The organism is Chromobacterium vaccinii, from assembly GCF_001855275.1.
Lineage (GTDB): Bacteria > Pseudomonadota > Gammaproteobacteria > Burkholderiales > Chromobacteriaceae > Chromobacterium > Chromobacterium vaccinii.
Genome location: NZ_CP017707.1, coordinates 366,969 through 392,229, shown reverse-complemented (window position 1 = coordinate 392,229; position 25,261 = coordinate 366,969). Strand labels below are relative to the sequence as shown.

At 61.6% G+C, this 25,261-nt stretch carries 33 protein-coding genes; 1 reads left to right on the top strand and 32 read right to left on the bottom strand.

The features are described from left to right. Nucleotides 1-28: 28 nt before the first annotated feature. Entirely contained in the window at nucleotides 29-448 is a 420-nt protein-coding gene (locus tag BKX93_RS24380) for a hypothetical protein (RefSeq protein WP_145929215.1), read from the top strand. An 8-nt stretch (nucleotides 449-456) separates the two neighbouring features. On the opposite strand, the gene BKX93_RS01830 is transcribed toward BKX93_RS24380, so the two are convergent. From BKX93_RS01830 to BKX93_RS01690, 32 genes are all read right to left on the bottom strand, one after another. Further along, a complete protein-coding gene (locus tag BKX93_RS01830; RefSeq protein ID WP_145929214.1) occupies nucleotides 457-936 on the bottom strand; it encodes a hypothetical protein in 480 nt (159 codons plus the stop codon). Then, entirely contained in the window at nucleotides 933-1,175 is a 243-nt protein-coding gene (locus BKX93_RS01825; RefSeq protein ID WP_070978412.1) for a hypothetical protein, read from the bottom strand. Before BKX93_RS01825 ends, BKX93_RS01830 begins: the two co-directional genes overlap by 4 nt. A gap of 1 nt (nucleotide 1,176) precedes the next feature. Next, the gene (locus BKX93_RS01820; RefSeq protein ID WP_145929213.1) at nucleotides 1,177-1,713 is read right to left on the bottom strand and encodes a transglycosylase SLT domain-containing protein; all 537 of its coding nucleotides are present in this window, start codon (nucleotides 1,711-1,713) and stop codon (nucleotides 1,177-1,179) included. 62 nt (nucleotides 1,714-1,775) lie between these two features. Then, entirely contained in the window at nucleotides 1,776-2,066 is a 291-nt protein-coding gene (locus BKX93_RS01815) for a hypothetical protein (protein ID WP_070978408.1), read from the bottom strand. Nucleotides 2,067-2,083: 17 nt separating this feature from the next. Continuing rightward, entirely contained in the window at nucleotides 2,084-2,371 is a 288-nt protein-coding gene (locus tag BKX93_RS01810; protein ID WP_070978406.1) for a DUF5658 family protein, read from the bottom strand. Beyond that, nucleotides 2,371-2,682: a hypothetical protein gene (locus tag BKX93_RS01805; protein ID WP_070978404.1), complete on the bottom strand. Its 312-nt coding sequence runs from the start codon at nucleotides 2,680-2,682 to the stop codon at nucleotides 2,371-2,373. The genes BKX93_RS01810 and BKX93_RS01805 overlap by 1 nt, the downstream gene beginning before the upstream one ends. A gap of 7 nt (nucleotides 2,683-2,689) precedes the next feature. Further along, nucleotides 2,690-3,592 carry a hypothetical protein gene (locus BKX93_RS01800; RefSeq protein ID WP_070978403.1) on the bottom strand — a complete coding sequence of 301 codons (903 nt, stop codon included), beginning with the start codon at nucleotides 3,590-3,592 and terminating at the stop codon, nucleotides 2,690-2,692. Then, the gene (locus BKX93_RS01795; protein WP_070978401.1) at nucleotides 3,582-3,821 is read right to left on the bottom strand and encodes a hypothetical protein; all 240 of its coding nucleotides are present in this window, start codon (nucleotides 3,819-3,821) and stop codon (nucleotides 3,582-3,584) included. The genes BKX93_RS01800 and BKX93_RS01795 overlap by 11 nt, the downstream gene beginning before the upstream one ends. Continuing rightward, the gene (locus tag BKX93_RS01790) at nucleotides 3,818-4,183 is read right to left on the bottom strand and encodes a hypothetical protein (protein ID WP_070978400.1); all 366 of its coding nucleotides are present in this window, start codon (nucleotides 4,181-4,183) and stop codon (nucleotides 3,818-3,820) included. Before BKX93_RS01790 ends, BKX93_RS01795 begins: the two co-directional genes overlap by 4 nt. Before the next feature lie 5 nt (nucleotides 4,184-4,188). Then, the gene (locus BKX93_RS01785) at nucleotides 4,189-7,845 is read right to left on the bottom strand and encodes a TipJ family phage tail tip protein (protein ID WP_070978398.1); all 3,657 of its coding nucleotides are present in this window, start codon (nucleotides 7,843-7,845) and stop codon (nucleotides 4,189-4,191) included. Between the two features lie 37 nt (nucleotides 7,846-7,882). Continuing rightward, nucleotides 7,883-8,494, bottom strand: coding sequence for a tail assembly protein (locus BKX93_RS01780; protein ID WP_070978396.1), 612 nt, complete (start codon nucleotides 8,492-8,494; stop codon nucleotides 7,883-7,885). Then, on the bottom strand, nucleotides 8,487-9,170 hold the full coding sequence (locus BKX93_RS01775) for a C40 family peptidase (protein ID WP_186009480.1): 684 nt from the start codon (nucleotides 9,168-9,170) through the stop codon (nucleotides 8,487-8,489). Before BKX93_RS01775 ends, BKX93_RS01780 begins: the two co-directional genes overlap by 8 nt. Before the next feature lie 58 nt (nucleotides 9,171-9,228). Then, a complete protein-coding gene (locus BKX93_RS01770; protein ID WP_083340386.1) occupies nucleotides 9,229-9,927 on the bottom strand; it encodes a phage minor tail protein L in 699 nt (232 codons plus the stop codon). Between the two features lie 14 nt (nucleotides 9,928-9,941). After that, nucleotides 9,942-10,604 carry a hypothetical protein gene (locus BKX93_RS24375; protein WP_145929212.1) on the bottom strand — a complete coding sequence of 221 codons (663 nt, stop codon included), beginning with the start codon at nucleotides 10,602-10,604 and terminating at the stop codon, nucleotides 9,942-9,944. 131 nt (nucleotides 10,605-10,735) lie between these two features. Next, nucleotides 10,736-11,080 (bottom strand): phage tail protein, encoded by a 345-nt coding sequence (locus tag BKX93_RS01765; protein WP_083340385.1) that lies wholly within the window; start codon nucleotides 11,078-11,080, stop codon nucleotides 10,736-10,738. After that, nucleotides 11,080-13,953 (bottom strand): phage tail tape measure protein, encoded by a 2,874-nt coding sequence (locus tag BKX93_RS01760; RefSeq protein ID WP_070978392.1) that lies wholly within the window; start codon nucleotides 13,951-13,953, stop codon nucleotides 11,080-11,082. Before BKX93_RS01760 ends, BKX93_RS01765 begins: the two co-directional genes overlap by 1 nt. After that, a complete protein-coding gene (locus BKX93_RS25955) occupies nucleotides 13,946-14,203 on the bottom strand; it encodes a phage tail assembly chaperone (protein ID WP_425304948.1) in 258 nt (85 codons plus the stop codon). Before BKX93_RS25955 ends, BKX93_RS01760 begins: the two co-directional genes overlap by 8 nt. Nucleotides 14,204-14,226: 23 nt before the next feature. Beyond that, nucleotides 14,227-14,700 carry a hypothetical protein gene (locus tag BKX93_RS01755; RefSeq protein ID WP_070978391.1) on the bottom strand — a complete coding sequence of 158 codons (474 nt, stop codon included), beginning with the start codon at nucleotides 14,698-14,700 and terminating at the stop codon, nucleotides 14,227-14,229. Between the two features lie 60 nt (nucleotides 14,701-14,760). After that, a complete protein-coding gene (locus BKX93_RS01750) occupies nucleotides 14,761-15,087 on the bottom strand; it encodes a hypothetical protein (RefSeq protein ID WP_070978389.1) in 327 nt (108 codons plus the stop codon). A gap of 14 nt (nucleotides 15,088-15,101) precedes the next feature. After that, nucleotides 15,102-16,319, bottom strand: a complete 1,218-nt coding sequence (locus BKX93_RS01745) for a phage tail tube protein (protein WP_145929210.1) — start codon at nucleotides 16,317-16,319, stop codon at nucleotides 15,102-15,104. 15 nt (nucleotides 16,320-16,334) lie between these two features. Then, a complete protein-coding gene (locus BKX93_RS01740) occupies nucleotides 16,335-16,742 on the bottom strand; it encodes a phage tail terminator-like protein (protein ID WP_070978381.1) in 408 nt (135 codons plus the stop codon). Beyond that, on the bottom strand, nucleotides 16,739-17,347 hold the full coding sequence (locus BKX93_RS01735) for a hypothetical protein (RefSeq protein WP_145929209.1): 609 nt from the start codon (nucleotides 17,345-17,347) through the stop codon (nucleotides 16,739-16,741). Before BKX93_RS01735 ends, BKX93_RS01740 begins: the two co-directional genes overlap by 4 nt. A gap of 12 nt (nucleotides 17,348-17,359) precedes the next feature. Further along, a complete protein-coding gene (locus BKX93_RS24370) occupies nucleotides 17,360-17,704 on the bottom strand; it encodes a hypothetical protein (RefSeq protein ID WP_145929208.1) in 345 nt (114 codons plus the stop codon). A 19-nt stretch (nucleotides 17,705-17,723) separates the two neighbouring features. Next, nucleotides 17,724-18,215: a DnaT-like ssDNA-binding protein gene (locus BKX93_RS01730; RefSeq protein ID WP_070978378.1), complete on the bottom strand. Its 492-nt coding sequence runs from the start codon at nucleotides 18,213-18,215 to the stop codon at nucleotides 17,724-17,726. After that, nucleotides 18,199-18,420, bottom strand: coding sequence for a hypothetical protein (locus BKX93_RS01725; protein WP_070978377.1), 222 nt, complete (start codon nucleotides 18,418-18,420; stop codon nucleotides 18,199-18,201). The genes BKX93_RS01730 and BKX93_RS01725 overlap by 17 nt, the downstream gene beginning before the upstream one ends. A gap of 47 nt (nucleotides 18,421-18,467) precedes the next feature. After that, the gene (locus BKX93_RS01720; protein ID WP_070978376.1) at nucleotides 18,468-19,631 is read right to left on the bottom strand and encodes a major capsid protein; all 1,164 of its coding nucleotides are present in this window, start codon (nucleotides 19,629-19,631) and stop codon (nucleotides 18,468-18,470) included. A 110-nt stretch (nucleotides 19,632-19,741) separates the two neighbouring features. Then, the gene (locus BKX93_RS01715) at nucleotides 19,742-20,479 is read right to left on the bottom strand and encodes a phage scaffolding protein (protein ID WP_070978375.1); all 738 of its coding nucleotides are present in this window, start codon (nucleotides 20,477-20,479) and stop codon (nucleotides 19,742-19,744) included. A 77-nt stretch (nucleotides 20,480-20,556) separates the two neighbouring features. Continuing rightward, nucleotides 20,557-20,817: a hypothetical protein gene (locus BKX93_RS01710; RefSeq protein WP_070978373.1), complete on the bottom strand. Its 261-nt coding sequence runs from the start codon at nucleotides 20,815-20,817 to the stop codon at nucleotides 20,557-20,559. Then, a complete protein-coding gene (locus tag BKX93_RS01705) occupies nucleotides 20,810-21,781 on the bottom strand; it encodes a structural protein (protein WP_070978371.1) in 972 nt (323 codons plus the stop codon). Before BKX93_RS01705 ends, BKX93_RS01710 begins: the two co-directional genes overlap by 8 nt. Continuing rightward, the gene (locus tag BKX93_RS01700) at nucleotides 21,759-23,117 is read right to left on the bottom strand and encodes a DUF4055 domain-containing protein (protein WP_070978370.1); all 1,359 of its coding nucleotides are present in this window, start codon (nucleotides 23,115-23,117) and stop codon (nucleotides 21,759-21,761) included. Before BKX93_RS01700 ends, BKX93_RS01705 begins: the two co-directional genes overlap by 23 nt. Nucleotides 23,118-23,119: 2 nt before the next feature. After that, complete coding sequence (locus BKX93_RS01695) at nucleotides 23,120-24,397, bottom strand: terminase large subunit domain-containing protein (protein ID WP_070978368.1); 1,278 nt, start codon at nucleotides 24,395-24,397, stop codon at nucleotides 23,120-23,122. Continuing rightward, entirely contained in the window at nucleotides 24,390-25,178 is a 789-nt protein-coding gene (locus tag BKX93_RS01690; RefSeq protein ID WP_070978366.1) for a terminase small subunit, read from the bottom strand. Before BKX93_RS01690 ends, BKX93_RS01695 begins: the two co-directional genes overlap by 8 nt. Nucleotides 25,179-25,261 lie beyond the last annotated feature (83 nt).

Below are 25,261 nucleotides of genomic sequence, written 5' to 3'. Positions count from 1 at the left end.
CGCCAAACTATATTTAAAGATTGAAGAAATGCTGAAAAGGCTTGCGGTGGTAGTTTGGTGGATAGGACTTTTCACACTTGCGATTGCTGCTTTTGCACAGCTTGGTATCGCATATGATGCATATGAGTGCAGACGCACGCACTCTGCACAGCTGGAAGCTGCCAAACATGAATACGAAAAATTAAAACGGCTCCCCACCCTGCCTCACAAGAGTCCATCTTCGTCCAATCCGCTCATGAATGACCCTGCACTAGACAAGAGTCTACAAGAATTCTCAGCAATGGTTGCCATGCAAAAGGAAGAGCAGGGGCTGAATGCCTGTATTCACGACCACCTTGGATTTTCATTAGGGGCAGTGATATTTGCCATTATTGTGGCAGCCTGTTTCTGGAGCATAAGTTTTGTGTTGGGCGGATTTTTCCTCCGCCCACCTAGAACTCCGCAATAGAATGCTTGTTACGGTTGCCGATCGGACTGAATCAACGCCTGACAGGCAGCGAGCTGCCTGGCGACGTCATCGGCTTCGCCGGCGAGCCGTAGAGCATCTTCTCCATGCGCGGCAAGAAAGTCGCCTCCCGCGGCACCATCACGCTGGCCGGCGCCGGCGGCAACTGCGGGCAGATCGCCGCGCTCGGCGGCAGGTTGCTGCTGGCGCAGCCGGAGAGCAGCAGCATGGCGAGCCAGAGCGGCTTGCAGTTCGAGTTGTCCATTTTCCAATTCCTTTTCGTAGGCGAGCGCCGTGGCCGCATCATCTGCTGCCGCCTGGTGCTCGCGCGCCCGGGCTGCCTGAGTGGCAGCTACCTGCTGCTGGGCCTGGCTGGCGCGCGCCACTGCGACGTCACGCTGGGCGATCACGGCCCGCATCTCCCAGCCCAGAAATGCCAAGGCCGCCAGAGCGGCGGCCAGTCCAATTTCCCTCCACGGCATCATCATCATCCACCTCCTTTTGCCTTAGCCAGTACAACAATGCCGGCCCAGATCGCTCCCAGCAGACCGATCACAATGCCACCGGCCAGTGCCCGCAGCACGGCATCCGCCACCCCATCCACCCGCTTGGCCAGCTTCACCGCCTCACTCACTCCAGATTCATCGAGTGCTTGGCGAGCGCCAGCCTTCGCTGCAGCCTCCAGCAGTGCCCGGAACTCTTCTCGCGGCAGCACGACTTCATCACCCATTTCATTCTCCAAAATAGGCCCGATACTTCGGGCGCCGAACGACCATCACGTTGCGGACATGCGTATTGGTGATATCGGCGAAGGACTGCCCATAACCGGCCTGCTTGCGCCGGGACTGGCCGCTGGCCTTGTCCAGCCCGCCGAACCAACGCGCCGGATCGCAACCCGCCATATTGGCGCACAAGCGGCGTCGTTGCAGCACCGAGCCGAAGCCGGAATTGTAGGCCGCGTCCATCATCGCCAGCCTGTCCTCTCCCTCGGCCCAGCGGATCAACCGGTAGTTGTCCCGGTTCTTCAGCACCATCGCCGTCAGCTGGCAGTGCGGATCAAAGGCGTTCACCCAGCCCCAGCCCCGCAGCTCTGGATGGCGCGCCGCCATCTCCTGGATCGCGTCGAAGCGCACGCTGCCGTCCGCCCGATACGCCTTGGTGAACTGGCCGAGCCCGGCGCCGTACTCGCGGGAAGTCTTCAGGACCGCCCACTCGCGCCATCCGCTCTCCTGCTCCACCTGGGCCGCCAGCACGGAACGCGACGGCATGTCAGGCCAATGCTGTGTCGCGGCGGCATTCAACAGCGGCAGCAAGGCCAACGCGCCGGCGCTCAGCCCCGCAGCCACAGCACACCGCCGATCACCACGGCCGCCATGAACAGCCGGTCGGCCAGCACCACCAGCGCGGCGCCGGTAGGAGCATGCAGGGCGATGTCAGCAGCCTCAGACACGTCGACATGGAACAACGCCTTGCGCAGCAGCAGCGCCACGCCCACCAGCACCGGCAGGGCCAAGCCGAGTTGAAGCCAGGTGACGGCGACGACGCGGTCAATCCAGAGCAGCGCCAGCGCCGCCGGCAGGATGAGGGCGTAGATTCGATAGTCGTGTAGTTTTTTCAGCATGATTGCTCCCAAATGAATCAGGGCCGGTTTTGCCGGCCCTGGTGGATTGCTCTTGCGTTGTTGATCAGCACCGCGGTGTAAATCACCGCAAGGATGGCGTATGCCGGCCATGGCGGCCGCAGCCACCAGCACGCGGCCAGCAGCGCCAACTTGGTCAGCAGCAGCGCTGCCTGGACGCCGACCCGGCGCATGATGCGCGCCAGCCAGCCGTTGGCCTCGCGTCCGATCCCGGTGCGCAGCGCGTACCAGGTGCTGGCAATGTCCAGTAGTTGCTGGATGGCCACGATGAACATCAGCAGGCGCATCACAACGCACTCACCGTCGTGGCATTCGCGAGTTGTGCGCGCAGATCCGCGATTTCCGCGTCGCGCGCCTTCAGTTGCTGCTGCAGCGCCTCAACCTCGGCCAGCGCGTTGAGGTTGAGCGCGGCGGCGATGTCGCCCAGCGGCTCGCCGGCGGCGCCGGCCACCAGCGCCACTGGCTGGGCCATGCCGGTTTCCGCTCTGGACTCACCGGTCAATGCGTTTTTGGCCTCGGCGGCGTAGATCACATGCGCGCCGGCGATGCCGGCCGCCGTGCCGCGCACCAGGAATTCATACAAATAGGGTTCGCTCATATAGCCCTCAGAGGTCTGTCATGGTTGGAATTCGCCATTTCTGGCCGTTGCTGAAAACGTGCGTTGGCCCATTCGGACCGTCCGTGATGTATGCGATGCCGGATGGCGACGAGTTGGCGGCCGGCAGCGTCGCCCGGGTGAAATACCCGACATTGACAACCCCCGCCGTCACCATGTTGCCGTTTCGGGTATCGACGAACCACCGCCATGGCGCCGCGCTCCACCCGCCAACGCCAAAAATCCCGTCGTTTCGCAGCGCGAGCTTTGTGCCGTAGACGCCCGTACATTCAAACGAGATGGCTGCCACGCTCGAGTCACCCGTGCCGCCTGCATTTCGCACCCGCAGCGCGGCCGAACTATCACCGCCCACCATCACGCAGTTCACCGCTGCCGACAGCGGCCGGCCGTCTGCATCCGTCGCCGCAGGGGTGATGTTGCCGGAGTGCCAGACGCGATACTCATTACCAGACGCCTCCATCAGCATCAGGGTGTCGGCGCCATAGCCCTTATGCACTAACGCCACTCCGCTCTTGCCAGGGCGATGCAGGCCCAGGGACGGATAGTCGGTTCCTGTTGCCCCGGCAGAACTCAATGTCAGCGTGCCGCCGCTGTATGCGTTTGAATCGTATGTTGTAGGTGTGGTTTTCCGGATACTGGCGGTGTAGGGGCTATCAAGAGCAATCGCGACGACGCCGTAGCCGGTCAGCGTCGTCGCCTTGTCGGCTTTGCCGCCGAGGGCGCCGGAAATGGCCCGCCACGATGGCACCTGCCGCGTGCTGCCGTCCTCCGCGACGATCGTCGCCGTGTCCGAGTTCTGGTCGAACACGCTCCAGTAGCTGCGCGCGGCGACATACCACGCCTGCTGCATTTTCCCCAGCCCCGCGGCGAGACCTGCCCAATCATCCGCCATTTTCTGCCCCCTCCAAAGAATCAGCCCCGCCGGTTTGATCCTGGCGGGGCTTCGGGAAATTTGTTTTTACGGCCCGGATTCTGTCCAGCATCTGCCGCATCTCGTCGTTGAGCAGCTCCGGCGGCAGGCTGGCAACCCAGCGCCACAGCACGTCCCATTGGTCGCCCAGGGGCGGGTACTGCGATTTGCGTGCGGCGCGGTGATCGCCGTGGTGATGGATCTGCATCATGTCGTCACCTCGAACACCGCGGACTGCATCGGCCATGCCTCAATCTGGATGTGATGCCGCCCGGGCAGCGAGAACGACAGCTCGCACTCGCCGTCGTCGCAGCCATACGACGTGCCGTCCAGAACCAGCAAGCACGGCGCCGGCAGATCGCGCAGCACCATGCCGTCCAGCCGGGCCGGGTTCAGCGGCCGCACCTCGATCACCCCGTCGCTGCGGATATACTGCGTCAGCGGGTCAGCCTCGCCCTGCAACAGTAGTTTGCCGCTGGCGAACTCCACCTCGACGTTTTCGAGCGAGGCGACGCCCGTCTGCAGAATACGGCCGGTTTCCTCCTCATACTCAATGATGCTGATTTTCTCCATGTCCCCTATCTCCTGTACAACACCGCGCCGTAGCGGATCTGGCCATTTGCGCTGTAACCGCCGATGCTCTCAACTCCGACGGCAACAGTCTCGCCAGCCGATACATCCAGTACCAGGACCCCGCTACCATTGCTGATCCCCACTGCGCGGCCACGGGCTCGCAGCGTGATGCTGGGAAACGGCGCATCGCCGAACACTAGCAGGGTGCCTCTGTCTGAGCAGTAGAATGGGAAATTGAAATTCCAACCTGCTGCCTGCCAGCCGCTCAGTGTCACGGTCCTCGTATCGTTTTTACTGACTGCCTCGCCTCGGATCTGAACGGTGTCGACCATCAGATTACGGATGTATGTCGCGTCTACGCCGTTGGCGTCGACCACGACATTGCCGTTCTGCGTGATCCGCAGGCTCTCGGTATCGATCTGGCCGACGCTCAACTTCCCTTTGATGTACGCCGCACCGATCCCCGTCATGTCGACCACGACATTTCCGGCCGCGTCCCTGATCGTCAGTCCCCGGGTGTTGATCTGCGCGGCGTCGATTGAGCCGTCGACAATGACCCGGCGGCCGATGATTGAGCCGTCGGAGATCATGTCGCCGGCAATCGCCAGCGCCGGGCGCCCGTTGATGCTGGCGACGATGAACACCTGGCGCGAGCCATTGCCGTCTGGCTGCGACACAACAAACCGGTCAGCCAGAAAATCCACCGCGCTGCCGTTTTGATCGGTCCTCAAACCTATGCCGGCAATTTTTCCGGAGGCGTTCAGCTTGATGATCTTCTCAGCCATCACGCCGTCCACCGTCCGGCCGACCTCCTGCAGGGAGGCCGTGTGGTTGCCGACCGTGGTCTGCATCGTCACAACCTGGTCTGTCAGCGCCGAGTCCGCCGCAACGCGGGCTTTGGACTCCTCGATGATGCCGGCGGCGTTGTCTTTTACTTTGGCGGCCAGCAGCGCCCTCTCGTTGGCCTCCTGCGAAATGGCATCACCCAACGTCGATAGTTGCCGCTTGGCGAAAGCGTAGTGGTTGCCCTGTGTGCCGCGGATCTCGTCCGCTGTCAGCATCTGCTGCATCTGCGCCTGGATCAGCGAGTTCACGCTGCCCTGGACGCCAACAGCTTGCTCGATCGGCGTCCGTAGCGACTCTTGAAGCTGCGCAGACGTGAGGCTGTCCTTGAGCTGGTCAAGCAGCGCCCCGGGATCTTTGACCGTTTGCGCCTGGGCTTGAGCAAAAGCGCTGACATTCCCCCAGGTGTCGTACACGCGCAGCCAGAAGTAATAAGTCACCCCAAGCTGAAGGCCCTGCCAGCTGAACGTAGAGGTCGGAAAAGCCAAGTCGGCCAACTTGACCGGGCTGGCATCTCCAGAGGTTGTGCTGTAGAAAAGCTCAGCCCTCGCGATGTCTGGCCGCCCCGCGGGATACGTCCACGCCAGGTCGATCTTCATCGCCCCGCCCACCGCCGTCAGCGTCGGCGCCGGCGGCGGCGTCACCTGCCCTTGCGTCTGCTGGTTGCCGGCAACAGGGATGCTGACGACGCCGGTTACCGATACCGTCGACACCCGGACATCGTAACTGCCGGGCACCACATCCGTGATTTCGGCGTGGTTGCTGACCTGATCCGGGAGCACTACCCAGTTTCCGCCATTCTGCCGATAGGTCACCCGATATCCACGTAGGTAAGGGTGCACAACCGCCGGCCAGTCCACCAACAGCTTCACCTTTCGGCTACCGTCTGGCGCCAGACTGGGCTGCTCCTGCAGCTGGACAGCCAGGACTGGCGGCATCGCGCCAGGGTCGGGCAGATTGCTGGTTGGCGCCGGGTCGAAGCGAAGACCAGTCTCGATGGCAGTCCATTTGTTCGCGTCGTACTGCAGGCCCGAGATTTCGAACTCTCCGTTGTCCACCGACTTGATGGAAACGCAGGTCCATAGGTCTGGCTGCAGGTTGGTCGCGATCAACACCCAGGTGGCGCCGGCGACTGGCTGGGCCGGATACTGCGAAACGATGGTCAGGGTATCGGTCGTGCCGGGCGATGCGACAACACCACGGCGAACTGGCACGCCATCGGGGCCGGACACCTCAAGCGTGTAAGTCACGCCTGATTGAAGCGTTACCGGCGCATCCAATTTGACCACCGTGCCAACGACCGACACCACCCGACCGCCCATCCGCGCGCCGGCCACATGGAAGTCGGACGTCGCGAACAGATCGCCCGGCTGCAAATCCGCGCAATAGGCCGCAGCCTTGAAAGCCACCATTTCGGTACTGCGCTGCGCAGTCTCCAAGATGTACCGGCCGCAGCGTCGCGCCTGGCCGCGCGTAACAGCCCCCATCGCCACCGCGGAGGTCTGCTGCAGCCCATAGGTCAGCAGCCCTTGGCCGTGTTCAGCGTACTCCACCGCGCGCCGGTAGCGGTCGCTAGGATCCGTCCAGGCCACCGCCGCCGCGGTGAAGCGCCCATTCTTCGGCGTGGACGAATAGGTGAATTTGCCGTCGATAACATTGGTGGCGTTGAAGTGCTTGACCGGCTGCTTGCCAGGCATATCTGCGACGATCCGAATGCCTCCGGCCGACCAGTATGCCTGGCCGCAGAAGCTGCTCACGATGTCGGACACGACCTTCCAAGCATCCTGCGTGTCCTGCTGAAAATTGTGGAACTGGAACCGCGGCTCGAACCCGCCGTACCCATCGGGGACAGACTGGTCGCACCACTGGGCTATCGCATACATCCCCCACCGGTCCATGTTGGCGGCGGGAATGTTGATGCCGAAGCGATTGTCCGTGCAGTAGGTCCAAAGATACCAGACGGGATTGCTGGTCACCGCCGGCTTGAAGTTGCCATCCCACGGTCCGGTGTACGTGCGCGCGACCGGGTCGTAATTGCTGGGTACTTGGCACTTCAGCTGCTGCCACAGCACCGACACTGTGGGCATCCGGCTGAACTGCCGCGCGTCGAACTTCAGCGCTAGCACCGACAGGTTCGGGTAGCGCAGCTGCGCGTCGATGATGCTGGTGAAGGATGTGAAGACGGTCTGATTGGCAAGGTACTGCGTCGTGCTGTCGGGCGTGATCCGGCGAACGCGAACCAACCACGGGCCAGCGCCGGTCAGCGGCAGCCGAGTGCTGCGCTGATAGTTGGCCGTGGTCTTGTCGGAAATGGTGACAATGGCCGCCTGGGCAAATTTGCCATTTGTCGGCGCCAGATCGATGGCGTACTGCACCGACGCGCCGCCGGTGTCACCGGTCTTAGAATCGGTGGAGCGCAGGCCGGCGGGCAGCGAGACCGTCACCCGGATGGCGGTGGCGTTCACATCCGCCACAGTTTGTGTGATCGGATTCGTCGACTTCACCTCCAGGCCCACGCCGATCTCGGTTTCGACAGCCGGGAACCCCGGAATCGCTGGCTGCGTTTGGGTGCCTGTGCGATACGAAACCTGCATGTTCTGGAAGTTAAACGAACCGTCAGGATTCTGGATCGGCGTGTCGTCCAGGTAAATGCTTTTCAGCGGATTGGCCGGGTCGGCTGGACCGCCGGTTTCTCCATGGCCCAGCAGCACCATCATGCGGCCGTAGCTGATCGACTGCGCGGTATCAGGCGACTCTACCGGGGTGTGCTGGCTGCCTCCGCCGCCGCCCTTGGCGCCAAAGATTGCATCGTCGGACATTCATGCTCCAAAAACAGAAGAGCCCGCGCGCAGCGGGCTATACAAGTACGGGTGAGTTGGTGGGCAGCGCCCCGGTGCCGATGTCCTCGACGCTGACGCCGGCAGAGATCACCGTGCCGGCAATCAGCATGGTGCCGGTGCCGATCGGGATCGGCAGACCCTGAGCGCTGGTCTGCTGGGCACCGTTGAACCAGTAGTTCGGCTTGCCGTCCTTGGCCTGCCAGTCTGGCTGCTTGGGGATGGGGGTGAGCAGCTGGATTGCCCCTCCGATCATCATGCTTGCACCAACGCCATAGCCAGCAGTCACTGCGGCAGCACTCCAACCAAGAGGGTTCCACCACGCCAGAGCGATAATGGCCGCACCTGCAACAATCCGAAGCCCAGCGCTGGCGCCCACCACTACCGGCATGATGAGGATGTCCCCCTTGCTCACCAGTACGATCTCGTCTTCCTCTACGTCGCGGCCGGCCACCGTGATGCGGTAGCCAACCGTCTCCGGATCGCTCTCGCGCAAGTGCTGGGCAAACCCTGGCCAATTGGCCTCCAGCATCCGTACGGCCTCGCCGACGCTGTCGACATAGGCGGCAAATTCCCTCACGAACTTCTCGCCCAGCTCTCCGCCGAGGCGGACGGTTCTTTTTTCACTCATGGCGTGGTCTCACAACGGTTACGGTGCAGCGACGCCACCAGCCGCCATAAATGCCGATCTGGCTTGGCTGGTTGTAGAGCTGGTGAAGGATCCGGCTGTCGCCGAGATAGACGGCAACGTGGTTGACCACGTTGGCCTCGCACATCATGAAGATCAGATCGCCGCGCTGGATTTCGTCTGTTACGACGTCCACCGGCGCCGAAGCCAACCAGGCGGCAAACGGATTCTCGCCATGTCGCCAGAAGTCCTCTCTGGCCTCGGCGCGGGGCAGCCTGATGCCGGTTTCGCACCGGTGCCAGTCCTGCGCCAGGCTGAAGCAGTCAAACATTCCCCAGCAGAATGGCCGGCCCTCGTAAGGCGCCTGCCAGCCGCCCGGATCGGTCAGCGTGTGCTCGCCGTTCGGCCAGCTGACGATGTGCCAGGGCAGTCCGGTCCGCTCGCACATCACACGATCCACAAGCGACGGCTCAGCAGTGTCGTCGGGGTGGCTGTGCCAGATGCCGACGACTCGGCCCAATTGCTCCGCGGCGGCGTAATCTACCGGGTCGAGCTCGAACTGCGAGCGGGGATCGCCGGCGATGTTCCTGCACGGGTAGACGCGCCCGGAGTCCAGCAGCACTCCGCAGGCCTCCTGCGGGTGCGCCAGCTCCGCCAGGTGAAGCATTTCGTTGATCATCAGGGTTCCAGGAACGAAGAAACCCGCCGAAGCGGGTTGTTGGTTGTATTGAGGTCGTTCAGCCGTAGCGACGCAGCCCCAGCAGCCCGGGGAAGTTGGTCTGGTTCCCACGGCACTGGCAGTCGCTATAGCGCTTGCCGCACGCATCCTTGTTGGTATCACTCGTCGGCTTGCCGTCGACGTCGAACATGGCCGCGCTGGCATAGCCGCACGCCGCGCTCCGATACTGTGTCTGAGCAGGGCAATAGACGCTGGCCATTGTGTTTGGAACCGTCTTGCCCTCCAGATCCAGCGCGCTCACCAGCTCAAACTGCAGAACCGTGCCGTCATCCTGGGTACGCCGGTTCACGAACCAGATTTCCTGCTGGTGGAACTCGGGCGAGCCCGCCAGCGCGCCGCCGTCCAGGAACTTGGCGTAGGTGACCATGCGCGTCACCCTCCAACCGGCCAGGCCTTTGAACTGACGCACCAGCTGGGTGAAGATGCCGTAGATCGGGCCATTGGCGCCCATCACCGCGTTCGCAATGGACAGTGTGGGCCGCGGCGCGCTGCCCTGGACGGACTTTTCGAATCCCTCGGCCTGGATTGCCCAGGGCTGATACTGCTGCCCCATGAAGCTGATCGGGTTGGTGCTGGCGTCTGTGCCGGCCGGCGTGAAGTACTGCGTCGGGTACTGCGTGCCTGGCGGCGGGGCCAATTGAAAAAGCTCCACCCTTGCATCAAGGGTGAAGCCTTGGACGTCTTGCTGGATTTGCATATTAAAACTCTAGGTTATTTACTAGCAGACGCTGCTGCCAGAGCAGGTGCAGATGCATCAGTCTTTTTTTTAGGATCGGCCCCATTGACTGGCTTATGGTTGTCAACTGGCAAATCAGCAACCTTCTGAAGGAGATCCGAATCAACTTTGGAAGAACCCATTGCGCAGTCTGCCGCCATCATTATTGATCCGAATACAATTTTCTTATTCGAGTCCGCACCGGCACTCTCGCTTTCTTTAAGAATGACCGAAACATCTTGCACATACGCCTGATTGACCGCACTCATTCTTTTGTAAGACAAAATGCTTGAAAAAGTTTTATCCATTGTGCCCTGTATACCATTTGCTGCTCCAGACATTCCAGCCCAACCTTTTGCAGCAGTCCCCTTTGCGACCACAGACAACACTGAGCCAGAAAGAACACCCACCGACCCGACTAAAAGCTTAGAGCCATCATCAAGCGCGCCGCCAGCTTCATAGTAATTCAAAACCTGTCGACAGAATGTAGTTGCCTTAATATAAGTGGAAATCGCATCTTCAGATGTGCAGAACTCAGAATTTTTCTTCAAACAAGGGAAATTGTTTTCATCTTGCCAAGGCCATTGCGCACGAAACGCAACACAGCCAGACTCCAAAACAAGAATAGCACTCAAAAAAGCCAATTTAGCCGCATCCATATCATCCACCTAACCGATTCACTTTTTCTATTTAGCTCCTTATTCCCAGGAATATTATTAGAGGTATTACTTACCAATCAAAATTCCAACATCATTTTCATCAACGTTTAATATCCCACTCCTCTTTAAATCTAATTTGCATCAAAAACTTGCTCGAAAATACAAATGAGACTAACTACGCCCATCACTGGATCCGTACGTTTCCAAGGCTTCTGGCAAACAACTTTGACCTTATTGCCATCCGCCCCCGTGAACCAGAACCAGGACACGCCGCGTTGTTTTGTCAGAAAAACATCAATCGCAGCAATTTCAACCGGTGACCGGTTGTTGAAAGCCAATGTGAATGTGTCGGCCAGATTGTTGATCCCGGCCGGCGCCCGCTGGCTGTAGCCATCACCAAACTTGGAAACCGTCACCGCTGGCGCGGTTTCGGTCTCCATGTTCACGGATGGCGTCCAAGTGAATGTATCCGCCACTATGCGTTCCTCGCGCCGTAAAGCATGCCGCCCTGCCGCAACTCTGCGGCGATGCCCTGTTTCACCATGGCCTTCATTGCCTCGGCCATGCCAGCCATCATCGCGCTGCCCTGGGCATCCCCTTGCGTCTGCTTGCCGCCGGCATCTTGATAAATCACCGTCTGGTTGATCACCACGTCGCCACCGCCTGCGCCTCCGGACGCTCGCACGCCCAGCCGACCATCAGCGCCGCGCGTCAGTGGCATTACTGCCTCCGGCCCGGCCTCGCCCAATACTCCCAGCCCTCCGGCATGCGCGAACCCGGTAGGCCTGTCGAACACGCCTCCATTTGCGAAGAACTGCACGCCGCGCGACCATGCCCCACCATCTGCCTGCGCGGTCCATGTCGGAGTGCCGACCTCCACCGGCGCCGCCGCCTGGGTCGGCACCATGCCGGAAATGAAGCCCACCGCCTGCGTTAACAGGCCGGCAGCAGCCTTCGCCACCATGATCTTCTCGATCTCCTGCAGGATCGCCGCGGCGAAGCTCTTCCAGCCAAGCTTGCCGGTCTCGAAGAATTGGGTGAGCGTGGACTCCATGCTGTGCGTCATGGAATTGAAGACTCCGCTGGCAGCGCGCGCATTGTTGTTGGCAATGTCCTGATACGATGCCCAGGCATCCGCCCAGCCAGTGGACCACCGCTGCTGAAGCTCAATCTCTTGCTGGATGGCCGGGATTTCCTGCTCCCGCCGGACTTTTGCCCCCTGGCGCAGTTGCTCAACGACTTGCGGGTATTGGGCGATAAACTCCTGGTCCGTCAGGTTGACCTTGCTGGCCGCGGTGGAGATGGCGGCCCGCAGATCCTGCTCGATCTTCAGCTGCGCAGCGTAGAGTTTGCGTGCCTGCGTCGATGCGCCGACCAGATCACGCTCTTGCTGCAACTGAGCCAGTTGCTGAGCGGTGGCACCGCGCCACTTGTTGCCAGCATCCAGCGCGGACTTGCTCGCCAGTTCCTGGTTGTGAGCGGCCAGCCGATCCTCCATGTACTTGCGCTGCAACGGGATCACCTGCTGGTACTCGGCAATCGCGTTCTTGATCTGGCCGTCGCTCATCTGCCCCAAGCGGAACTGCTGCGGCATGTTGAGCTGCGTGCGCAGCTCGGTGATCCGCTTCTCCGCAGCGGTCAGCTTCGCTAGCCGGCTATCGTCGCCGTCGGCCAGCATGCCGATCTGCGCCCTAGCCTCCGCCAGCATCGCCTGGGCGCGCGCCATCTCCTGATCAGTCTGGCGGGCGGCGTGGTCGATCTTGGTGCGCGGCGGCTTCTTGTCCTTGTATTTCTCGTTGATCGCAGCGATGGCGTTATTGCGCATCTTTGGCGTGACCTGATCGCCTGCCATGATCATTGCGTCGAAGTCGCGCATGCGTTCCGCGATTTCCTTCTGGCGCTTCTCTGCCGGGCTGGCAAACTCAGTTTGGAAGCGGTCGTATCGAGCGCGGGCTGCAATTCCTTCTTGGTTGACTTGCTCGACTTGGGCCTTCAATTGAGCGGCACTGGTTTCCTTCGCCAGATCGGCCTGGAGCTTTGCATTTCTCGCTCTTAATGCGTCAGCTCGCGCCTTATTGCCCGCGCCATACCCCGAGTTTGTCGGCGCCGCCATCAGACTGGCGATTTCCGCTTTGTTTGCCGCAATCTCCTCAGCCTTGGACTCCTCCCTCCCCCACCCCTTCATTGCATCCCACGCTTTGCGGACGCCCATAGCGACGCCCTCCCAAGCCATGGCGATATAGCTTAGATTCGGCCCACTGACATTCTTCAGGTGGTCGTCCAGGGCCTTGGACAGGGCCAGCTGGGCACCTTGCACATCTCCCGACCTCTGAAGAGCCACGATCTGCTCGTACTGGGCCAGCGTCAGGAAATGCATCTGGTTGTTGAGCTCGACAGCACTCTTGGAAGGGTCGCTTAGTGCCTTGGCAAACTTGGTCGCGGCATCTGCGGCATCGCCGCCGGTAAGCTTGGCATAGCGCTGCGCCGCATCGGTAATCAGCTCAATCTGCTTACCGCCCACCTGGCCAGTCTGGATCATCTGATCCATCAACTCGCGCATGGATCCGGCGCTGACGTGGTTGGCGTCCGCCAGCCGCTGGGCCATGGTCTCAAACGACGACGAGGTCATCCCGACATAGTTGCCGGTCAACGCTATGGCGTTGTTGAAGGCCTTGGCCTCTTGAGTGCCTTGGTAAAAAGCTACCGCAATGGCACCAACCGAGGCCACGCCGGCAGTGGCCATCAGGCCGAACGGAGAAACCAGCGCACCCAGCATTTCATGCAGGCCGCCGGCGCGCTCCATCAGCACCATGAACGAGCCGGGCATGCGGCTGAAGTTGCCAGTCATGGCCTCGTGGGCCAGGACAATCAGCTCTCGGGTCGAGCCCGCATTGGCGAAGGTCAGCGCCTTGAATCCCTCGGCGGACGCGACGGCAGTACGGCCGGCAAGCTCCTCCGCCTTCGCGGCGGCCTTGGCGGCCTCCTCCTCCCGGTGCCAGGCATCGATCTTCTTGCCGATGTCGTAGGCCTGCTGCTGGATCTGCTGGCTGAAGCCACTGTACTGGGCCTGCAGAGCAGCTTGCTCAGCCTTGTTCTTGCCCAGCATATCCAGCTGCTTCTGCAGCGACTGGATATAGGCATTGGCGGCGCGCTCACTTCGCTGGATGGCTTCAACCGTCGCATCAACACCGGGCACATAGTCGTGCGCCATCTTGCGGCCGGCGCCGCCGGCGGAGATCGTTGCCTGCTCCGTGCGGCCGGCCGCATCCGTCACTCTGTCCAGCGCCTTGGTCGCCTCATCCAGTTGGCTGGTATCGACCGAAAACCCAAGCTCTGCGTTGTCAGCCATTGCTGCTCCTCGATTCGAAATACACCATGTCCAACTGCATGATCAGCTCCACCTCGCGCGGCGACGGATTCGTCTGGGTCATGGCATTCCATGCCGCCATATCAGCCCAGCCGATGGGCAGAGGCCCAAACTCCGACTGCCCGCGGCGAACGGAGAGCTCACCGAACCAGCGCCAAACGCCGGAGAGCAACTCAGGAAATGCGCAAGGCGGGTCAAGATCAGCCGGCCGGATGCCGGTGGCCTTCCAGATGGATTGCAGGTGCCGCGCCGGCGCTACGCCGTCGGCGCCTGGTCGGTGGAGTCGGAAGTAGTGCTTTGCCCAGTCGAGGAGTCGCCGGGCTTGCTCCCGAAAAAACTCTCGTCGTCCAGATGGGCACGCTGCACCTGACGCTGTATCCAGGCGTGGCGGCGCATCAGCTGCAGCACAACCTCGGGGCTGTATGCCACCGGCTGGCCATTGTCGGTCAGGCCGGCGAGCCCTACGACTACAGCCGCCGCGCGCCGAGCCTCCAAATCGTCCTTCTCGGCATCGGTCAGCGGCAGATTCTCGCGCCCCTCCTTGAAGGCAGCGGCGGCGCGCTGGAACAGCTCAGCCTCTATCTGGCGGTCGTGGTGACGCACGCGCGCCGACTCGCGGCCGACGATGTCCAGCACCAGGCCATTCGGTCGCAGCGTCAGCGGATCGAGGATTTTCAGCGGTTGAGCGACATCGGCCAGATCGGCCAGGCTCGGGGAGGAAAGGTCCATGCAATGGCTCCAGAAATGAGAAAACCCCGCCGTAGCGGGGTTCTGCTGTGTATTTGCGGCTTATCGCAATAGCCGGCTGATTGCCGCCTGCGCTTCAATAAGCCCGGTTACCGTGAACGGCAAGTGCTGCGCCTCGTTGTGAAGCGAGTCCAGTATCCGCTGCGCCTCCTCGGCGTGATAGCCACGAATCGCCCCGACATTGGCCTGGGCGTGCTGGATGTGCTCGGTGATGGCGATCATGTGCGACTGCGCCACGCGCTCCGGCGTGTCCTCGCCGCGATGCAGCGGAATCACTGCATCCGGCGGGGTGTAGCCGACCTGCCGTACGCGCGGGCGCGCCAGCAGCAGGATCAGCAGGAATGAGGTGATGGCGAGGAAGATTCCCATGCCATCATTCTACATCAGGCGGAGTTGCTCCGCTGGATCAGCAGGTTCGTACCGTACTGCGTGCCGGTCTGCGCTGCCGTGCCCGGATCGGCCAGCGCCTGTGCCTTGATGTTCAGCAGCACGCCGGCGTTCAGCTTGATATCTTCGTCGGCGGACAGGATCTTCACGTTCCCCATCCGCAGCTTGATGAAGTCCACGCCATTGACGTCGAAGAACGGCAGATCAATCGCCACGTTGGTCTCATTGCGGAAGGCCTGCACCAGCGCCTGATCGCTGAAGTAGGCCGTGAAGTCGATGGTGACCTCATTGGTGCCCTCGATGATGGCCGGCGCCACCTTGGAACCCAGCACGCCGTCCGCGGCTTTCCGGCCATTCTGCAGGTTCAGCGTCATGCTGGTGATGTTGCCGACCGGCTGGCCGCCGATATACAGCGGCGCGCTGAACGCATCCATCGGCGCATTGGTTGGCGCGGCCGGATAGGTGGCGCCGTTGGCGACAGTGCCCTGCACCGAGTTTAGACCGACGAAATCGAAGCTCACCTTCACCATCTCATTCGGCTTGGCCGTGATGGTCATCTTGTCGACGCACATGCCGGTGAACAGCTCGTATACGCCATTGCCCGGGATGTAGTGCTCGATGGCCATCGAGCCGGGCAGCGATGTGGCCAGGCCAACGGCCAAGTACTTGCCGATCACCGACACGGATCGACCAGCAGCGGCGGCCTCGTCGACCAACGCACTGCCAGCAGGCGAGATGACGGTCAGCGTCAGCGCCTGGGCCGTCACCGCGTTGATCTGTGCAATGGCTACGTTATTGGCTCCTGCGGTGAAGCCTGCCAGCTTCACCCACACGCCGGCCATGAAGCCGTCGGCGATCCAGGATCCGGCCGAGCGGGTGACCGTGCCGGCGGCGCCGGCAATCGCTACCGACCCGGTGAAGGCCGGCCCGCTCACCCAAGAGTTGTCCATCGCGCAGGCCAACTCATCGTCCCAGCCGCCCAGCAGCAGGTTGCCGTCGAACTGGTAGTTCGCCTTGTACATGCCCAGGCGCATGGACAGCACCTGGCGCGATACATTCAGCTCATCGGACTTCAGGGCATCGCGCTGGAACTGCGGCTTCAGGCTGGTGATTCGCTTCACCTTGAATGCCGGGCTTGCCGGCAGCACGCCCTGCGCAGTTTCTACGCAGGTCGCTAGCCGGACACCAGAGCCGGCGGGGATATTCATTGCCATAGTGGCCTCGTGTGGTTATGGATTGCAGTAGCCGTAGTAACTGATGCTGATCGGCAGATAGGACCATGTGTCGGTGTGGATCGCCCGACCGCGGCTGGGCGGCTTGTCGACCCGGACGAAGCCGTCGCTGGCCGGCAACGCCAGCCCACGACGGAATAGAGCTTCCACCTGGTCCGCCATCTGGCCGGCCAGCCCGGTGCCCTCGCCCGTCGCCGTGCACGCCATCACCTGAAAGATGCCAGCGGCGCGGTTCATCGCATCCTCACCAATGCCGGCAGCAACGCTGCCCGCCGGCAGGTTGTCCACTCGCAGGTATGGCCGCGCCAGATCCGGTGTAAACGTCACGTCCTCCCAGGCGATGGGATAGGCGGTGAGCTGTGCCAAGTGCGCGCACAGCGCCGCCTCCATGTCGGATGGGGTCATTTGTTGCTCCGATTGATCTGGTTTTGCAGAATGCGCGGCTCATGCACCCTGCCATAGTCGGCGATGTAGGAGGTTTGGCTGGTGCTGGTATTGGTGAGCCTGCTGGCGAGGCCGGGCGCGTTGTAGCTGGCCGCCTCCGTCAGGTTCATGGTCTTGCCGATAGCATCGAAGACGAATCCCTTCCACTTGACGCACGACACGCGGAACATGCCCTGCGGCGCCTGCGTGGAGTAACCGTTCACAGTTCGCTCCGTCTGCCTGTCGAACCCCTTCAGCAGGCGATACAGCCCGTATTCCAGAATCGGGCCATACGGCGCTGAGTTGGTCAGATAGAACACGTCGCCCAGCTTCAGCTCGTCGACCACGGCGCGAATCCGCATCGCGGTTGGCACGCCATCCGTATCGGTGTCCATGGTCCATGTCGTGTCGGGCGCGTTCAGGCTGGCCCGCATGTTGGCCATGAACTGGCCGGTGTCGATTGGCGTCGCGGCGCCCTGCAGCACCTCGTCGACCAGCTCGACTATCGCCACCTTCGCGACATTCTCCATACGGAGCCGCTGGTGGTCCGCCATAGCCCGGACCTGGGCTTGAAATGAAATGCCCATTTGCCCACCTGCTCACTTGCGAATCAGCAGTTCATGGGTAACAGCCACGCCTTGAGCGGACTCCGTAGCCACATGGGACACATTCCAGATTGCGCCATCCACGACCACAGAGTCATTTGGCGATGGCACAAAGGGAACAACAATGGCAGCCACAATCAATCGACGGTCTCCGGCTTGTATCGACGTGCCGTTCACCTCTCCAGCGCCGATTTTTTGCGATACCCCTTTGCCCGTGTACTTAGCCACGACCGGTGAGGTGCGCCTCGATACTGGGTCAAATTGGCCTGAGCCAGTCGCATGACTAAGCGTTATCGGTGCTCCGTATTTTTCGATCTGATCGGCAGCAATCTTGGCCATTCTCTGCCCAAGCGACATGTCAGCACCTCACCAGCTTGGAGCCGAACCCATTCAGCCAATGGCTGATCTTGTTCATGATGATGTCCGGCAATTCGCGTTGGATTCGCCCCGGCCGATAATTCACCTGAAGCGAGCCGATGCGCACCATTGAAAGCCCGAGCGCGCCCTCGTCCTCGGTGCGGTCTTCCTTCAGCAGCATGCCAGCAAGCTCTGCAGTGCAATCCAGCAGAACCCGCGGCATCTGGTTCTGAAGGATGTAGATGCCGTCGCGGTCGAACATCCCCGCGCGCGGCCAGCGCAACGACTGGCCGATCCGGATGCGCTGCCCCTTCCAGGGCAACTCATCCAGCAGTCGGGTCGCCATCACCAGCGCCGCTGCTTTCTGGTCTGCGGTTGCCCCGGTCCAGGCATCGGCATAGAGCCTGGTCTGCCAGAAGGCATCTGCATAGGCGACATCGCAGTAGCTATTGGAAGTCGGGCCGCCGACAGTCGTATCAAGCAGGAGCGCCATCGCCTTCACCGCCTTGAGTCTGGCCGTCCGTGTCATCGGCCCTCTTTTTCGGCTTGGCCTTTTCGCTGTACGGCTTATGCAGCTTCGGGTCGAAGTCTTCCTTGTTGATCACCACAAAGCCGTCAACGACGTCCGAGTTCACGACCTGAACGGTCGACTGCGAGTAGTCATAGTTCGGCACGGTGCCAATAACGAGCGGGTCCATACTTTCTCCTGAAGTGGGAATGGCGAGGAGAAGCCCTCGCCATTGGTTTAGCCTGCGATGCGAACGCCCAATTCGGGGCGGACAAGGCCAACGCCCCACAGCGAGTCGAACGCCAGGCGGGTACGATGGAACTCTTCGCGATAGGAGAGGCGCAGCGTCAGACCGGATACCGGGTCCGCCACCTGGAAGGTTTCATCCACCTCCTTAGTCAGGGACTCATTGCCAAGCTGACGGGAGGCAAACGCGAAAGCATCGCGATGAAACGCCAGGTTCACAACGTGGGGAGCGGCCACCTGCACGACCTCGCCGCCGCTTTTCGGCACGCGCAGCGCCGGGGCGGTGTTCACCGTAACGGTGGACGAACCGCCGGCGGACACCGGCGACAAGACGACATAGGTCTGCTTGTCGCCCGCGTAGGTCAGGATGTCACCCTGGACCAAATTGATGGCTGCGCCGGCAGCGGTCGCCAGCGTGATAACGCCGGTCGCGCCGCCATCCATCGAGCCATTGCCAGGTTGTTGTGCGCCGCTGACGGTCACAGTGCCAGTGATCGAGCCGGCGTTGTGGGTCGGGATCTGCTGATCCATCGCCCAATCGAAACCCAGCTTGCGACCGATGATGCCTTCGCGGATCACGCCATCGTCGGCTGCGGCCATGGCGTTGGTGAACTGCGGCAGACCCAGCGCATTCGCTTCGCCATCCGGCGACAGCACGATGCGGCGGTTTTGCGTCGGAGCCTTCTGGATACCCAGCACCTTGCGCGCCTGGGTCGAGGCGGACAAGTCGGAGGCAAACGGGGTCGTGCCCGGCGTGCCAACGAAGCCATAGACGCCCTTGTAGCAGTTCAGGATCGAGGCGTTGATCGTGGTGGCCAGCGACTCGATGGCGCTGGACAGTTGGATCGGTACGACGCCATCGACGATCTGCGCCAGCTCTTTCTCGGTCAGGTAGAAAGGCGCTTCCTTCCAGTTGTTCAGCGGGATGCTGACCTTGCCCGGCGAGACCCCTTGCGGATCGGGCGCCACCGGGCCCGGCACGACGTCTTGTACCGGCACCATGGACGGCACTGGCACCTGAATGGTGTCGCCCTTCTCCTTCACTTCCGTGCCGAAGTCACTGTTCACCAGCGACGGCATCACGCAGTTGGAGCGCAGAGCCTTCAGACCCTGGGCGAAAATGGTCGGGACGAGTCCCTGCAAATTGTTCGGCATTGATTACTCCAGCGGTTATGGACTGCCAGCCCCGCTGGCATTCGATCTGCGCGGTTTGCGCAAAAGAAAAAGGCCCGCCGGGTGACAGGCCTGATTTGGTTGAAACTTGTTTAGACGACCTTGGTCTTGCCGGAGGCGATGGCGTCGAGGTTGGCCAGGAAGCCGGCCGAATCGTTGCGGGCCACTTTGCCGGCGCCGACGTTGACGGCTTGGCTGCCAGCCTTCGGCGCGCCAGTGCCGCTCGACGGCTCAAACAGATGAGGCGCGGACTCGGTCAGGCCGGAGACCCATTCGGAGATTCCCAGCGGCGAGCCATCTTTGCCGAATTGCGGCGCATCGCCATTCATGGCGGTGGCCTTACCCTCCACCAAGCGGAACATTGCACGACCGCGCAGCATTACGTCGTCGACGGCGGTCGAGCGTACGCCGGTCTTCGCAGCCGCATCGCGGATGGCGCTATCGATCAGCAACCCTTCCAACTGGCCCGAGAGCTTAGTTTTTTCGTCGCCGGCCGCCTTGATCTGCTTTTCGAAGTCGGCCTTCATGGCGGCAGTTCGCTCGGACAGCAGTTGCTCGAACTGGCCCGCGTCGATCAGCTTCTTGTCGCGCTCTTTCTGGTCGCGGTCCAGCAGTTCGCGGTACTTGTCGATGTCGACATCCTTGAACTTGGCGTCTCGCTCTTCCAGTTGACGCTTCAGATTGACGTTGTTGTCGCGGAATTCATCCAGCTTGTCCTTGCCTACCATGCCCTCCACCGACAGGACGAACTCGCCGCTCTGCTCGGTGTAAAAGCTTTGCAGTGCCTCCGGCACTTCGGACAGGGACTTAATGCGGGCTTTGAGACTCATTTGCTTTGACCTCCCAGGTCAGAAAAGAAAAAAGCCCCATCCACCGGATGAGGCTTGAGATTGAGGTAATGCGTTGCTTACGCGGCCAGCTCGTATTTGGCGTTGAACGCAGCCGCAGGGATGGCGGAGACGCCCCGCTCATCGTTGACGATGAAGTCGCCGGGGTTGATCACCACGGTGCCGCCGTGGGTTTGCAGCAACCCGCGCCCGGCCATATTGCGCAGGGCGTAAACGTGCTTGATTTCATGGGCAAGCGGATTGCGCACAGCCGGGTGGTCGCCGGCGGCATTCCATTGCACCGCATCCACAATGGCTGATTTCAGCCTGTACTTAGCCATATCGGCTCCTCATTTCGTCGAGAGTAATCGGATTGCCTCGCTGGTCCAGCGCATCGGCCGGACTGAGAGCGCCGCGACGCCACATGTCGTATCGGCCACGCAGGATGTCGCGCTGCCTGGCTTCGGGCCTGCTGTTTAGCCAATCTTCGAAAGTGATATCTGATGGCATCACGCCATTCACCAGCGGCAGGATGATGGACCTGCAGCCCCAGTGCCGCGGCGTGCCACCATCGAAAGGTAGTTGATTGCCCAAGATCGGCGCGCCGTCCAGATCCCAGGTGGCGCCGTTGTAGCGCCGGCAGATGGCTGTCGTTCTGCTGTCCATCACGCTGACTTGCACCAGGCCGTTGATGGTATCGGCGTTGCTGCGGTAAACCGCCATCGCCGAGGATGCCGCCACTTCCTGGACAAACGACCTGATCAGCGCATCTGCGTTTGCCTCTGCCGACACCTGGATCCCGCGAAGCGCCGCGATCACGTCATCAAGGCTCATGCTTCTGGCGATGGCGTTTTGCAGTGCAAGCCGCGCGCGCCACAGCAAATCCTGAGCTTGGCGCTCGTACCACGTTTTGAGCGTCGCTCCGAAAAGCATCAGGTCGGCCACGTCAAACGGCGGCTTACGCCGGCGCCGGTCATCCTGCTGATCGCCCAGCGCCCGGCCGAGTGCCTGATCCATGGCGGCCGTCTGGATATCGGCCAGATCGCCGGAGTCGATCAGCGCCTCATCCGCCATGGCAGCATATGCTTCGCGCACCTGGCTACCCATGTCACCAAGCAGCGCTTCAAGTCGCCGCTGGCGCGCGTAGAGCATCGTCACCGCCCAGGGATTACGCATCAGGACTAGGGCGACGATGGTCTCGATGATCTGCTTGACCCTATCCCGCCGCTCGCGCGCCGTCTCGGCTTCATAGCGGATGACGTCCATCTGGTTGTCGAGGATGTCATCCCTGAGGCGGTCTATCATTTGTGGTCACCATGGGTGGGACAGCGCCGGCGGCGCGGATCAGCTCCTTCTCGTCGTCGATAGTGCGATCCGGCGGCAGCATCTCAGCCTCTTGCATGTTGAAGATGAACGTGTCGAGGGACATCGAGCCGGCTTGGTAAGCCTGCACCAGGCCTTGAAGCTGCTGCGGGCCGAGCTGGGTATCCACAAAATCGCGATTGATGGTGATTTTGATGTCGCCTGAGACGCCCATCCAGTCGGCCGCACACTGCAGGACGGCGACGATGACACTTTCAGTCGCCGTTACCGTCCCCATCAGCAGCGAAGTCTCGCCACTGGTGCGGATGCGCGCCGTCTCAGCTGCCTCAACGCCGCGGCGCTGGTCGGCGAACACGGCAGCGCCAAGCACCGCCATCATGTGTTCCTTGCTTTCGAGCGCCTTCTCCAGGCTACCTAGGCCGGTGCCGTGAAACTCGGCATACTCCACGCGGCCCTGCGGATTGGGGATTTTCAGCAGCGTCGCCGACCCGATCATGATCGGCTGCTCGTTGTCATCAAGACCAGACACCCACAGCGTCGGCAGCCCGGTGAAGTGCCGTCCGTGCTCAAGGTCGGCGCTGCTGCGGTAATGCGACAGCGCGACGTTGGCCAGGCCCAGCAAGGGCGGCTTGCTGATGGCCTGCGTCCCCCCTTGCGGAGACAGCCAGAAGAACGGGATGCTGCTGAGCGCCGCGCCGCGCTTGGTCGGCGTCAGTTCCTCGACAATGGCCCACTCGCCGCGCCCGGTGGCGTCGGCCTTCTGCCGCCAGATACGAGCCTTGTACGTCGAGCCATCGAGCATCAGCTCGCGACACTGGGTCACTTCATTTTGCTTGTACGGGTCTTTCGGATCGGGGATGCATACCGACTCAGTCAGCACCAGCCAATTCGCGCCCCAGTTGATGATGTTCTCGGCGCGGTAGATCCGCAGATAGGCGCGAGCGCCATCGTGGTCCACTAGGATGCCAAGCCGGCCTTCGAGCAGGTTTTCACTGCACAAGTTCTTGATGAACTCCTGCAGGTTCACGCCATCGGCAGTTGCATCTTGCCCCAGCGCAGCCAGACCATCTGGCAGCTCGATGATGGTCGGCTTCCTGGCGATGGCGCCGACGAAACCGTCCACCGAACGGCCCATGGCCTCGTAATACAGAGCGCGCAGCTTATAAGCCTCGTACTCCTCGCCGGTCTGGCCGCCCAGCTTCGGCAAATATTTGGTGTTCGCGGCCTTGACTGCGTCCTCGCCGTCGTAGGCGTCCCGGCACCGCTGCCACTTGTCGATGTTGGCATCGTAATCGGGATGCGTGCTGTTGATCGGCATGGTTAATATCCAGTTGGTTTGCTCACCGTCGCAGTTCGCTTGGCGATAGGCCACAGTCTGACGATGGGATAGGTCCCGGCATCGTTCACGTGGTCGACGCCGCTCTTCTTGTCCGGCTCGCCGTTGGCGTCATACGCCTGCTGCTCCAGTCCCTCGGTGAATTTGGGGCAGCGGCGAGTGTTCACCTTCAGGCGCCGCTCGCCGTTCGCATTCAGCAGCATGGCGTTCGTCGACAACACCCGGTCTTTCACGGCAGGGTTGGCAGATCCGACGCTGATCGTGAAGCCGGCCTGCCGCAGGATGGTCAAGTCGGACTGACTGGCGCTTTTGCTGCTCGTGTTCTGCCCGCTGGCGTCCGGATAAACCGTGATCGAGTGGTTTTTCGACTTCCAGCGCTCAACGATCATTCGCGCCATCTCCGGCGTGTCCCGCACATCCACCAGCTCGTCAACGGCAATCGGATTGCCATCGCGGATCACATAAACCACCGCGGCCATCTTCAGCACGTTGAAGTCCATGCCGACGTGCAGCGGCTCATAGGGCTGCATCTCGGCGTCGGAGTGATTGAGCTTCCGGTCAAAACAGGGGTAGACGCTGCCGCTTGCCAAGTTGCAGAACTGCCCTTTCAGATAGGCGTCAATCAGCTGCGGCGGGTAGGTCAGGAACAGCGAGTCGATGTAGTCGTCCGGCAGGTTCGCCTCGTTGTCGTAGGTCGACGCCTGGATCAGCCCATACAGCGCGGACAGCCCTGGCTTGGCGGCGACCTGCTTCACGAACTGCTCGTAGACGAACTTGAAGCCCTCCGGCGTCGTGGTGACGTCTACGCCATTCTTGAGGTTGTCCACCTTGTAGCGCATCCGGGCAATGATCTTGCGCCAGGCCGCGCGCCCCTTCTCCGCCTTCATGACGTCCAGCTCGTCGCAGAGCGCTTTGCCGATCTTGAAGCCGATGATAGTCTCGGGCTTCTCCATCGACCTGCAGATGGTCGTGCCGCGGTACTTGCGCCCCTCGTAGACGTGGACTTCCTTGTTCGACTCGTTGATTTTAACCTTTAGGCCCCAATCGAACGCCACCTCCTCCACAGTTGGGTAGAAGATGTCGCGGATCTGGGCATAGGTCGGGGCGAAATACCCGGCGTTGATCAGCGGGTACTGCCAGAAGTGCTGCATCAGGCCGCCGCAGCCCACCCAGGTCTTGCCGGAACCGAAGCCGGCGACGTAGGCGCGGAACTTGTGATCCATGGCCAGGAAACGCGATTGCGGGACGTTGAGGCTAGGCATCGTCGCCCCGCTTTCTGGCGTCCTTCACCTCAACCACGATTTGGACTGGCGTCGGCTTATCGTCATCGCCATCGTCCAGGTCGCGGCGAATCTTGTCTGTCGCGGCTTGCTTTGCCGCTAGCTCCGCACGGTGCATCTCCTCGGCCCTGCGCATTGCTGCAGCGTCGCGGAATAAACCGATGTGCTCGGCCACCTTGTTCAGTGCAGCCAGCTGGTCGTGCATCTTTAGCTCCAGGCCGTCTTTGCCCTGCTTCACGCCCGCATAGAGCAGCCTGGCGGCGCCCTTCACTCGGCGCGTGTCGGTGACGAATATCTTGCCGCGACCTTCGCCGGCGCATTCGGGGCATTCCGGGTGAGGATCACGGGTGGCGATGAATCCAAAGCCGCCAGCGATATCCGGCTGGTCGTCGCCCTTCTCTTTCGCCTCACGCTGGGCCTGTTCGAACTCTGCCTCGGTCCATTGGTACTGGTGGCCGGCGCCCCAGCAGTGCCGGCAGTTGTCGCGACGGTATTGCACCAGATCGTTCGGGTCGGCGGTAGCGATTTGCCAGAGGCGATCCAGCACTTTGTCGGCGGTGATCTCGGTCCGATAGGAGCGTGCTTGCATCGCCTCTTCGATAGCGCGCGCCACCCTATCATTTCTTATCAGCCTTGCCGCATTCGATTCTGCTGCCGGCCCCTTCGACTTATAACCGGCCCGCAGGTACGCGGCAGTTGCGTTCAGATCCTTGAGGTACTCCAGGACAAACAACTTCTGCTGCTTGGATATCTCTTTTGCCATGAGGCTCTCGCCTCCTCGGCGTTGTTGTTGCCCAGATCACCTCCTGTCGAGGTGGCTGGGCGGAGATTGGTCTGTCCTGCTGG